Source organism: Achromobacter sp. Marseille-Q0513, from assembly GCF_018195695.1.
GTDB lineage: Bacteria > Pseudomonadota > Gammaproteobacteria > Burkholderiales > Burkholderiaceae_B > Achromobacter.
The window spans coordinates 1-11,216 of the sequence record NZ_JAGTJY010000066.1; the positions used below are offsets into that span (position 1 = coordinate 1).

Here is an 11,216-nt window from a genome sequence, read left to right on the forward strand (position 1 = left end):
GAGCATCCCCATGCCGCTCTGGAAGATCTACCACCCCGAAAACGCCTTCTCCGACGACGACAAGCAGGCCATCGCCGAGCGCGTCACCACCCTCTACACCGACCTGCCGAAGTTCTATGTCGGCCTGGTGTTCCAGCCCGTGCCCAAGGCGTCCTTCTTCATCGGCGGACAACGCGCCGATGATTTCGTGCGCATCGCGGTCGACCATATCGCCCGGCAGATACACGAGGACGAGATAAAACGGCGCTTCCTGGGCGCCGTGGGCAGGCTGCTGGCGCCCTATATCGCCGAGCGCGGACTGCGCTGGGAAATCCACATCGACGAGACGCCGTTCAGCCTGTGGACCATCCAGGACCAGCGCCCGCCCGTGCCCGGCACGCCCGAGAGCGAGCGGTGGCGCGAGCAGAACCGGCCGACCCCGGCATAAGCGGCGCGCCCACGGCCCCGGTCGCGAGTCGGGAAACACGCGGCGCAGCGGCGCCGCGACGCCGACGCCCCGCTTTCCCCGCCTGTATTCGAGCCACGGCGAACCCGCGCGCGGACCTATACTCAAGCGCAGCCCTGCGCGGTCCTCGGCGCTCCCGGCCCAAGCCGGCGCCGGGGCGGATCCGCGGGCCCGGCCTCAATACGGGAGGACAGCGTGGAACGCGACGACAAAGCCTGGAATGCCAGCCATGCGATCACGGCAATGCCGCCCGGCAACGACCGATCCCTGCCCGTCCTGCAAGCCATCGCGCGCGGCGTGGCGGACCTGCGCATCCCGGCCTCGACGGACTGGCCCGCCGCCCAACGGCACCTGACGGACCTGGACGGGCAGTGGAAACTCTCCGCCGTGCTGGTGGCGATCGTGGCGCGGCGCGAGCCGACCATCCTGCTCACCAAGCGTTCGTCGGGCCTGAGCGAATATTCATCCCATGTCAGCTTCCCCGGCGGACGCCCGATGGCATCCGACGGCAGCGTGGGCGAGACCGCGCTGCGCGAGGCCTTCGAGGAAATCCGCCTGGCCCCCGATGCGGTCCGGCTGCTGGGCTGCCTGCCCTTGCACCGGACCCGCAAGCGCAATCACGCCATCTTCCCGGTGATCGGCATCGTGCCCGACACGGCCGCCTGGGAAGCGGCGCCCGCCGAGGTGGCGGAGATCTTCGAATTCCCGTTCAGCGCGCTGCTGGATCCGGCGCTGCCCCGGCAGTATGCCGACGGCGAGCGCTCGGGCGCCTGGTACTGGGCCGGGCAGCAGCAGGACATCTGGGGCGTCACCGCCGTCATGCTGAAATCGCTGGCGGCCCTTGCGCTGGCCGCAGAGCGCGGCGACTGACCACCACGCCGATCCGATCCGTTGCCATGCAACGTGGCAGCGGGATACACTGCGCCAAATAATTGCAATTGCAATCATTAAACAGCCCGTCGAAGCGCACGTCCAGCGTCCCAACGGCACACCGTCCGATCCAGACCCAACGCCATGCGTCTATTGCATATCGTCTCTTCCCCCCGCGGCCCGCAGTCCGCCTCCATCGCGATCGCCCATGCATTCCTGGAAGCCTGCGCCCAGACGCACGCTACGCTCGATATCGATACGCTCAACGTCTGGGAAGAGGACCTGCCCGAATTCGACAGCCGTACCATCGGCGCGAAGTACAAGCGCGTGTCCGGAACGCCGCTGGATGCGGCCGAGGCGTCGGCCTGGACGCGGATCGAGTCGCTGGCGCGACGTTTCCAGCAGGCTGACCGGATCGTGCTGGGCGTGCCGATGTGGAACTTCGGCTTTCCGTACAAACTCAAGCAGCTGATCGACCTGGCGAGCCAGCGCAACATGCTGTTCACGTTCGACGGCCAGTCCTACGGACCCCTGCTGAACATTCCGCGGGCCTTGCTCATCTGCGCGCGCGGCCAAAGCCATGATCCCGGCGCGGGCGCCGGCAGCCCCGGCTTCGAGCACCAGGCCGCCTATCTGGAGTTCTGGCTGAAGTTCATCGGCGTGGGCGAGGTCCGGCGCGTCATGGCCGAACACACCTGGGACGCCGGCGCGCCGCAAGCCATCGAGCGGGCCAAGGCGCAGGCGGTCGAAATGGCCCGGGATTTCTAGCGCCGCCGGCGCATCCGCCCCGCCCCGGGGCTCACCTGGGCTTGCCCAACAATCCGCCGCGCCGCGCGACCAGCGTGGCCTGGGTCCGGTTGACCACGCCCAGCGTCGCCAGGATGGCGGTGACGTGGGTCTTCACGGTCTTCTCGGTCATGCTGAGGCGTTCGGAGATCTCGCGGTTGCGCAGGCCGTCGCACATCAGCCGCAGCACCTCGCCCTGGCGCGGCGTCAAGGCGCTCAGCAGGGCCATGTCGTCCACCGGCGCCGGCATCGGCGCGGGCGGCTTGCGCGGCGGCGCCGCCGGGGCCAGGTCGGCGCGTGGCGGCTGGCCGATCTGCTCCAGCGCGTCCAGCAGCGCGCGGCAGTCGGCCGACTTGTGCAGGAAGCCCTGCGCTCCCGCCGCCATGACCCGCTCGCGGTCGTCGGGATCCTCGGACGCGCTCAGCACCAGGACGCGGATGCCCGGACGCAACTGCTTCAGGCGCTTGAGCAGCGCGCTGCCGCCCAGGTCGGGCAGGTAGTAGTCCATGATCACGCTGCCGATCTGCGGCTGCGCCCGCAAGACCGCGAGCGCCTCCGCGCCGTTGGAAGCCGGATGGACCGTGATGCCGGGCAGCGCCTGCGTGAGGCTCAGCAGCAGGGCTTCGCGGAACATGGCGTGGTCGTCGATCAGGAGTACTGCGGTCATGGAGAGGAATCCTCGGAATCTGTCAGGCCCGGCCGATGCAGCAGCGCGGTCACATGCGCGCGCAGGGCCTCGACCTCCACCGGCTTGTGCAGCAGGGGGATGTTTCTGTCGGCCGCCTCGATCAGGCGGCCCGGATCGGTGTCGCCGCTGACCAGCAGCGCGGGAATCGGGGGATCGCTGTATTCCTCGCGCAGCCGCTCGATCACATGTATGCCGGTCTCGTGCTCGCGCAGGCGGTAGTCGCTGATGATCAGGGCGGGCCGCTCGGGCTCGTGCACCACCTTGGAAAACAGGGCGTCGCCGCTGGCGGCGCCGACGACGCGGTAGCCCCAGCTTTCCAGCAGCAAGGTCAGGCCGGCCAGGTTCTGCGCATCGTCGTCGACCACCAGCACCATCCGCCCGCGCCCGTGATCCGGGACCGCGTCGCTGGCGGCGGGCGCCGGCGGCGCGGGCTCGGGCGTCGTCGTCGCGGCCAGCGCCTCCTCGGCGGAGCGCGTCTCCAGGCCCAGCGAGAACAGCGTGCCGCGCCCCTCCTGCGATGCCAGGACCAGCGGATGGTCCAGCAGCGCGGCGGTGCGCCGCACGATGGCCAGCCCCAGTCCCAGTCCCTTGCTGCGATCGCGCTCCGGGTTGTTCAGCTGATGGAACTCCCAGAATACCCGTTCCTGTTCAGAGGGCGGGATGCCCGGCCCGGTATCGCAGACCAGGATGCGCACGCCGCCACGCCGGCGCCTGCAGCCGACCAGCACGCCGCCGCGCCGGGTATGCGCGATGGCATTGCTGATGAGATTGCGCAGGATGCGCTCCAGCAGCACCGGATCCGAATTCACCACCGCCAGACTGGGCCTGACCCGCAGCGACAGCCCTTTCTGCACCGCCTGCGGCGCATACTCGGCCCGCAACTGCTCCAGCAGCGGATTGAGCGGGAACCACTTGCGCCGGGGCTCGATCACGCCGGCGTCCAGCCTGGAGATATTGAGCAAGGCATCGAACAGATGCCCCATCGCCGCCGTCGCGCTGGCGATGTTGTCCACCAGGTAGCGGCCGTGTGCGGTGAGTTTCTCGTTGGTCAGCAGGCCCAGGAACAGGCTGACCGCGTGCACCGGCTGGCGCAGGTCATGGCTGGCGGCGGCCAGGAAGCGCGATTTTTCCAGGTTGCTGCGCTCGGCCGCCTCCTTCTCGCGCCGCACCTGCTCCAGCAGCGCCAGGTTCTCGTAGCCCAGCCGCAGGGCGTCCAGGTGGGTGCGGTGCATGCGGTGCGTGAACGCCAGCGTGGAGGCCACATAGGCGACTCCGCTCGCCACCAGGGCGATGTGCAGCGGCGAAGGCTGCGCCGCCAGCGCGATGAAGGGCGGCGCGAGCGCCGGGATCTCGAAGGCGTAGACGACCGGCAGGACGATGTAGTTGGAATAGATCGCTCCCGTGCCCAGCCCGATCAGGATCACGATGCTGAACAGCTGGTACTCGACCGGCAGGAAGAAGCTCCAGTAGGCGACCGGCAGCCCCCACAGCATGCCCGAGGCGAGATTGCCCAGGAACATGCGACGCAGCCAGCGTTCGGCCGCGTCCGGCTGCGCCTGGCTGCGGTCGTAGGCCAGCATCGCCGCCCAGCGCAGGGCGGCGACCAGCAGCATGGCGGCGATCCATGGCGCCAGCTCGCGGTCAGGCACGACGCCGTACAGGGCATAGGCGCTGAAACAGGCAGCGATGACCGAGCCCGACAGGGCGAAGGGGAAGCTGCGGCGCAACACGGCCACCTGCACCGCCCGGACGCGCGAGCCGTCGGGAAACGCAGCGGCCAGGGTTTCGGAAGTTGGATCCATGAACGAGGGCGACGCGAGCCTGTGAGGATCCCGGACGCGACCCCGTTCGGGAAAATAGGGGAAAGGCAACGGCAATGGCCACGGCGGCCGCCGGGCTGGGGATGCGCGGAAAAATTTAGCAATTGCCAACCAGCGGGTCAATAATCCGGACACGGCGCCAGCCTCCCGTCGTACATGCGTGCACCCCCTCCGCGCCCGCGACGGGAGGACAAATCCGCATGCCGTACAGGTAACAGGCGGCGGCGGGCCGCGCATCGGACTTTGGTCTTAGGCCGCCGCGGGCGGCCGGGCGCAAACAGGCTACATTCCCAGGACAAGCGCGGCGACCGAGGGCAGCCCGCGATCCCCCGACGCGCCGCCTGGCGCGCCGGACCGACTCAACGAGGGGCATCTTGTCTATCAGTGCAACCACGGCGCCCGCCGCCGAGCTTTCCCCGCGCGAGCAGCGCGGCAATATCGCCCGCCTGACCATCGCCCAGGCGCTGGCCGGCGCCAATGCCGTCGTGGTCTACGCCACCGGCTCCATCGTGGGCAACATGCTGGCGCCGGACAAGGCCCTGGCCACCCTGCCCCTGTCCATCTTCGTGGTCGGCATGGCCGCCTGCATCCTGCCGGCGGGCGCCATCGCCCGGCGCCACGGCCGCCGCGCCGCCTTCCTGGCCGGCACCGGCTGCGGCGTGCTGGTCGGCCTATTGGCCGCCCTCGCCGTGGTCCTGGGATCGTTCTGGCTGTTCTGCCTGGGAACCTTCTTCGGCGGCGCCTACGCGGCCGTGGTGCTGTCGTTCCGCTTCGCCGCCGCCGACGGCGTGTCGCCCGAGCGGCGCGCCCGCGCCCTGTCCTTCGTCATGGGCGGCGGCGTGCTGGCCGGCGTGGTCGGGCCGCAGCTGGTCACGCACACCATGTACCTGTGGCCCGCCCACATGTTCGCCGCCACCTTCATCGTGCAGGCGGCGGTCGCGGCGGCGTCGGCGCTCGTGCTGCTGGGCGTGCGCCTGCCCATGCCCGGCCCGGCCGAAGCCGCCGGCGGCCGGCCGCTGGCGGTCATCGCGCGCCAGCCACGCTTCGTCACCGCGGTGGTCTGCGGCGCCGTCTCCTACCTGCTGATGAACTTCCTGATGACGGCCGCCCCGCTGGCGATGCATCTTTGCGGCCACTCCCAGGAAGACGCGAACCTGGGCCTGCAATGGCACGTGATCGCCATGTACGCCCCGAGCTTCTTCACGGGCCGGCTGATCATGCGCTTCGGCGCCGGCCGCATGGTCAGCGTCGGCCTGGCGCTGACCGGGATCTCGGCGGCGATCGGCCTGATGGGCCTGGACGTGGCGCATTTCTGGGTCACCCTGGTGCTGCTGGGCGTGGGCTGGAACTTCGGCTTCGTGGGCGCCTCGGCCCTGGTGCTGGAATGCCACCGTCCCGAGGAAAGGACCAAGGTGCAGTCGCTGAACGACTTCATCATCTTCGGCATCATGGCGGTCGGTTCGTTCGCGTCGGGCGGCCTGCTGGCCGCCTACGACTGGACCACCGTGCTGTGGGTCTCGTTCATTCCGCTGGCGCTGGCGATCGTCGCGCTGGGCAGGAGCGCCGCGAACGCGCAGCGCGCGGCCTGACGCCATGGCGCGCTTCCTCCTGCCCCGTGGCTTCCCGTCCGGCCTGGGCGCGCGGCTGCTGTGCCTGATGGCGGCGGCGCCGTGGACCGTCCCGGTCGTGGCGGCCGAGCGCGTCGCCATACCCGGCTACGACGTCCAGGCCGGCGCGCAATACCGCTACCGCGTCCAGAAGACAACCGAGACGGACATGTCGTCCTGGCCAGGCGCGCCGGCCACCGCGCCGGTGCTCATGCGCGGGGATTTCCTGCTGTCGACGACCGTGCTGACGCGCGATGACACCGGACTGCGCATGCGCTGGGACCTGTCCGCCGACCTGCCCGCCAATGCCACGGGCGGCGCCGGCGCCTATCCGCTCAATGCCCTGTACGGCGGCACCTTGGCCGCCTATGGCCTGCGCCAGCTGGAGATCGACACCGATCCGACCGGCACGCCCACGGCCGTGCCCGGCGCCGACGCGATCATCGCCACGCTGGAACGGGCCCTGACCGCGACCGGACCGGGCGGAGCCGTCGCGCCGCCGGACAGCGCCGCCCGGCGCGCGCTGGCAACGATCAAGGCCAACCCGCTGGCCATCGTCGGCGTGCTGGTGCCCGAAAGCGCGACGCTCGCGCTGGCGCAGTCCTCGCAAGCCTCGGCCTTCGCCGTCGGCGAGGAATGGACCGTGCCGGGCAGCGAGGACATCCGCGGCGTTCGCATCGCCACCGCCACGACATGGCGGCTGGACGCCTACGACCCGGCCAGCCGGCGCGCCACCTTCAGCGCGCGCCTGGCCTATGACCAGGGCGCCTTCCGCCAATCGCAGCGCGCCACGATCGACGCCATGGTTGCGACCCTGGGCGAACGGGCGAAATCGCTGACGGACGCGCAATGGGCCCGCATCCGCGACGCGGAAAAGCAGCGCGCCATGCGCTTCGTGATCTCGACCCGCGATGGCGCGACCGTCGAGGCCCTGGAAAGCATGACGATCAGCGTGGGCGGCATGACGATGACGTCGGCCTGGCACATCTGGCGCGACGACCAGCCGCCGCTGCTGCCCGCGCCGCCCGCCTGGAACGCCGCCGCGCCGGACGGCCTGGGGCGCGACGCGCAACCGGCGACAGGCCGATAGGCCCGCCGCGAACGCCGGAGGCGACCGCTCAGGCGTCGGCCTCGCGCTCGGGCGCGGCGTCGCTCTTGAGCTTGGCGTGCTCATGCAGGGCCTCGCTGTCCAGGATGGTCAGCCCGCCATAACGCGTCTGCAACACGCCGTCTCGCGCCAGCCGCGTCAGCGCGGCGTTGCAGCGCTGGCGCGAGACGCCGCACAGGCTGGCGATTTCCTCCTGCGATATCTTCAGGCGTCCGTTGGTGCCCGAATGCGATTCCGCGGCCAGCTGCGCGGCCACCGCGCGCGCCACCATGGTGTCCACGTCCAGCAGCACATTGCCGCTGTAGCTGGCCATCAGCCAATCCACCCGCTGCGCCAGATGCATCATGAGCGCCTGGGTGAAGGCAATGTTGTGGTTCCACAGCCGCTCGCAGATATCACGCGGCAGGATCACCACGCGGCTGGGCCGCAAGGCGATCACTTCGTAGTCGAAAGGCGCGGCGCGCAGCATGGTGGCCTCGCCGAACCAGCTGCCGGTGCTGAAGCCCGCCAGCGACAGGGTCTTGCCGTCGATGCCCGGCGAGGACCATTTCACCAGCCCGTCGACCACGCCGTACCAGCCGGGCGAACGCGCGCCCATGCGGAACAGGTACTCGCCCTTGCGCAGCGACACCAGCCGCAGGCCGGCGCGGATCTCGGCGCGCTCCGGCGCCGGCAGGCCGTTGTACCAGGGCACCACGTCCAGCATCCGGTCCACCGCGCCCTGCGACTGCCGCCGGCGCGCGCTCGACGATTCTTCCCCAATACCCGCAGGCGCTATGCGCATGGTTTCCTCATTGCCGACTGCGTGGCCGCGTCCAGGTAAACCCTAGGATTCTTTGTCACCATGGTGACTGTCCGCGCGACAGGCCCGGCCACAGAATAAGAGAGCCCATCGGGTCAAAAAACATAAGAGGAGACTGGAATGTTGTCAATGTCGCGCGCCCTGTCCGCCGCCCTGTGCGGCGCCGCCTTGTCCGTCGGCCCCGGCGCCGCCCAGGCACAGTTCTCGGACGACGTCATCCGGATCGGCTTCATCACCGACCTGTCCGGCGTGTACTCGGGCCCCGACGGCCCCGGCGGCGTCGAGGCCATCCGCATGGCCATCGAGGAAATGGGCGGCGCGATCGACGGCAGGAAGATCGAGCTGATCACCGCCGACCACCAGAACAAGGCCGACATCGCCTCGGCCAAGGCGCGCGAGTGGTTCGACCAGAAGGGCCTGGACATGCTGATCGGCGGCACCAACTCCAGCGCCGCGCTGGCCATGTCGCGCGTGGCCGCCGACAAGAAGAAGCCCATCATCGTGGTCGGCGCCGGCGCGCCGGCGCTGACCAACGAGCAGTGCACGCCCTATACGCTGAACTACGCCTACGACACCGTGGCGCTGGCGCGCGGCACCGGCGACGCGGTGGTCAAGGCCGGCGGCAAGACCTGGTACTTCCTGACGGCCGACTACGCCTTCGGCGCGGCGCTGCAGGCCGACACCACCAGCGTGGTGCAGGCCGGCGGCGGCAAGGTGCTGGGCTCGGTCAAGCATCCGCTGTCGTCCAGCGACTTCTCCTCGTTCCTGCTGCAGGCGCAAAGCAGCAAGGCCGAGATCCTGGCCCTGGCCAACGCCGGCGCCGACGCCACCAACGCGATCAAGGCGGCCAATGAATTCGGCCTGACCAAGACCATGAAGCTGGCCGGCCTGATCATGTTCATCAACGACATCCACGCCATGGGCCTGCCGGCCACGCAGGGCATGTACCTGACCGACAGCTGGTACTGGAACAGCTCGGACGCCGCCCGCGCCTGGAGCCGCGAATTCTTCAAGCGCCACAAGAGCATGCCATCGTCGCTGCAGGCCGCCGACTATTCCGCCGCGCTGCAATACCTGCGCGCCGTGAAGGCCACCGGCACCGACGACGCCGACAAGGTGCTGGCCTATCTGCGCGCCAACAAGCTCAACGACCTGTACCTGAAGGACGGCGTGGTGCGCCCGGACGGCCGCGTGGTCCACGACATGTACCTGCTGCAGGTCAAGACGCCGGAACAGTCCAAGGAACCCTGGGACTACTTCAACGTGGTGCAGACCATCGACGGCAACGAGGCCTTCACCAAGCAATCGGAAAGCCGCTGCGCGCTGTGGAAATAAGCCGCGCCCGACACTCAAGAGACCAGCCATGGCAAAACGCAAAGTGATCGTGACCATCGCCCCCACCGGGGGCATGGCCTTCAAGAGCCAGAACCCCCACCTGCCCACCCAGCCGGCCGAGATCGCCGAGGACGTCTACCGCTGCTACAACGCCGGCGCCAGCGTGGTCGCGCTGCATGCGCGCCGGCCCGACGACCAGGCCACCTGCGACGCGGCCATCTACCGCGACATGAACCAGCGCATCCGCGAGCGCTGCGACATCGTGCTGAACAACTCCACCGGCGGCGGCGTGCACGGCGACATGATCCGCGAGACCTCGCCCGGCAACTGGGAGATCGCCTGGGAGGAACGGCTCAAGGGCATGGACGCCGGCGCCGAGATGTGCACGCTGGACGCCACCACGCTAAACCTGGCCTTCGGCGACCGCGAATACCTGATGAACACGCCGTTGAGCAAGGCGCGCGAGCTGGCCGTCGGCATGAAGGCGCGCGGCATCAAGCCCGAGTGGGAGGTGTTCAGCCCCACCCACATCATCCAGGACGCCACCACGCTGATCGACGAAGGGCTGGACGACGGCCCGCCCTTCATCAACCTCGTCATGAACGTGCACCGCAACTTCCAGAACGCCATGCCCTTCTCGCCGCGCCACCTGCAGATGATGGTGGACCTGCTGCCCAAGAACAGCGTGTTCTGCGTCAGCGGCATCGGCCCGTCGCAGCTGGAGGCCAACATCAGCGCGCTGCTGCTGGGCGGCCACGCGCGCGTCGGCCTGGAAGACAACCTGTACTACCGCCACGGCGAACTGGCCACCAATGTGCAGCTGACCGAGCGCATCGTGCGCATCATCCGCGAGCTGGACATGGAGCCGGCCACGCCGGCCGAGGCGCGCCAGATCATGGGCCTGCCGCGCACGGACGGCCCCAGGCCCGAGTTCGCCGTTTGAGCGCGCCCCGCCACACGCAACCTGAGATTCCCATGAGCCTATCCCTGCAAGACAAGCACATCCTCGTCACCGCCGGCGCCAACGGCATCGGCCTGGCGATCGTGCGCAAGTTCCTGGCGTCCGGCGCCCGCGTGCATGCCTGCGACGTGGACGCCGACGCCTGCCGCGCCCTGGCCGGCAGCCATCCGAACCTGAGCGTGAGCGTGGCGGACGTGTCGTCCGAAGCGCAGGTGCTGGACCTGTACCGCGACCTGGCCGAAAGATGGGGCAGGCTCGACGCGCTGGTCAACAACGCCGGCGTGGCCGGCCCCACCAGCCGGCTGGAGGACACCACGCTGGACGCCTGGCGCCAGACGCTGGAAGTCAACCTGACCGGCACCTTCCTGTGCGCGCGCGGCGCGGTGCCGCTGCTGCGCGCGGCCGGCGGCGGCGCCATCATCAATATCTCGTCGGTGGCGGGCCGGCTCGGCTTCTCGCTGCGCACGCCGTACAGCGCCAGCAAGTTCGGGCTGGCCGGCCTGACGCAGACCTGGGCCATGGAGCTGGGCCCGTCCAACATCCGCGTCAATTCCGTGCTGCCCGGCGTGGTGGCCGGCGAACGGGTCGAGCGCGTCATCGCCGCGCGCGCCGCCGCCGGCGGCGTCAGCAACGACGCGATGCGGGCCCAGCTGGTGTCCAGCGTGTCGCTGCGGCGCATGACGCAGCCGGAGGACGTGGCCAACCAGGTCGCCTTCCTGTGCTCGGACGAAGGCGCGATGATCAGCGGCCAGAGCATCTCGGTCTGCGGCAACGTGGAGCACCTGGGCTAGCTC

Annotated in this window: 11 protein-coding genes; 8 read left to right on the plus strand and 3 right to left on the minus strand. The window is 69.7% G+C overall.

Annotated elements, in window-relative coordinates; translation table 11 throughout:
- The 3 genes from KDH83_RS15145 to KDH83_RS15155 form a co-directional block, all read left to right on the plus strand.
- A partial coding sequence (locus KDH83_RS15145) for a tautomerase family protein (protein ID WP_249205129.1) occupies nucleotides 1–427 on the plus strand: 427 nt, incomplete at its 5' end.
- A 213-nt stretch (nucleotides 428–640) separates the two neighbouring features.
- Nucleotides 641–1,315 (plus strand): CoA pyrophosphatase, encoded by a 675-nt coding sequence (locus tag KDH83_RS15150; protein ID WP_349291633.1) that lies wholly within the window; start codon nucleotides 641–643, stop codon nucleotides 1,313–1,315.
- 144 nt (nucleotides 1,316–1,459) lie between these two features.
- A complete protein-coding gene (locus KDH83_RS15155; RefSeq protein WP_212317229.1) occupies nucleotides 1,460–2,083 on the plus strand; it encodes an NAD(P)H-dependent oxidoreductase in 624 nt (207 codons plus the stop codon).
- A gap of 31 nt (nucleotides 2,084–2,114) precedes the next feature.
- Here the strand turns inward: KDH83_RS15155 and KDH83_RS15160 are convergent, their stop codons facing one another.
- Together KDH83_RS15160 and KDH83_RS15165 are read right to left on the minus strand one after the other, a co-directional pair.
- Nucleotides 2,115–2,768: a response regulator transcription factor gene (locus KDH83_RS15160; RefSeq protein WP_212317231.1), complete on the minus strand. Its 654-nt coding sequence runs from the start codon at nucleotides 2,766–2,768 to the stop codon at nucleotides 2,115–2,117.
- Nucleotides 2,765–4,591: a hybrid sensor histidine kinase/response regulator gene (locus KDH83_RS15165; RefSeq protein ID WP_212317233.1), complete on the minus strand. Its 1,827-nt coding sequence runs from the start codon at nucleotides 4,589–4,591 to the stop codon at nucleotides 2,765–2,767. The genes KDH83_RS15160 and KDH83_RS15165 overlap by 4 nt, the downstream gene beginning before the upstream one ends.
- A gap of 392 nt (nucleotides 4,592–4,983) precedes the next feature.
- On the opposite strand from KDH83_RS15165, the gene KDH83_RS15170 reads away from it, so the two are divergent.
- Both KDH83_RS15170 and KDH83_RS15175 read left to right on the plus strand, forming a co-directional pair.
- Entirely contained in the window at nucleotides 4,984–6,198 is a 1,215-nt protein-coding gene (locus tag KDH83_RS15170; RefSeq protein ID WP_212317235.1) for an MFS transporter, read from the plus strand.
- 4 nt (nucleotides 6,199–6,202) lie between these two features.
- The gene (locus KDH83_RS15175) at nucleotides 6,203–7,306 is read left to right on the plus strand and encodes a hypothetical protein (protein WP_212317237.1); all 1,104 of its coding nucleotides are present in this window, start codon (nucleotides 6,203–6,205) and stop codon (nucleotides 7,304–7,306) included.
- Between the two features lie 28 nt (nucleotides 7,307–7,334).
- Here the strand turns inward: KDH83_RS15175 and KDH83_RS15180 are convergent, their stop codons facing one another.
- The gene (locus KDH83_RS15180; RefSeq protein ID WP_249205130.1) at nucleotides 7,335–8,108 is read right to left on the minus strand and encodes a Crp/Fnr family transcriptional regulator; all 774 of its coding nucleotides are present in this window, start codon (nucleotides 8,106–8,108) and stop codon (nucleotides 7,335–7,337) included.
- 147 nt (nucleotides 8,109–8,255) lie between these two features.
- Here KDH83_RS15180 and KDH83_RS15185 point away from each other — a divergent pair, with 147 nt between their 5' ends.
- Genes KDH83_RS15185 through KDH83_RS15195 form a run of 3 tightly spaced genes read left to right on the plus strand, consistent with a single transcriptional unit; the run spans nucleotide 8,256 to nucleotide 11,213 of the window.
- Nucleotides 8,256–9,461, plus strand: a complete 1,206-nt coding sequence (locus KDH83_RS15185; RefSeq protein ID WP_249205132.1) for an ABC transporter substrate-binding protein — start codon at nucleotides 8,256–8,258, stop codon at nucleotides 9,459–9,461.
- A 28-nt stretch (nucleotides 9,462–9,489) separates the two neighbouring features.
- Nucleotides 9,490–10,404, plus strand: a complete 915-nt coding sequence (locus tag KDH83_RS15190) for a 3-keto-5-aminohexanoate cleavage protein (protein ID WP_212317241.1) — start codon at nucleotides 9,490–9,492, stop codon at nucleotides 10,402–10,404.
- A 32-nt stretch (nucleotides 10,405–10,436) separates the two neighbouring features.
- Nucleotides 10,437–11,213, plus strand: a complete 777-nt coding sequence (locus tag KDH83_RS15195) for an SDR family oxidoreductase (protein WP_212317243.1) — start codon at nucleotides 10,437–10,439, stop codon at nucleotides 11,211–11,213.
- Nucleotides 11,214–11,216: the final 3 nt, after the last annotated feature.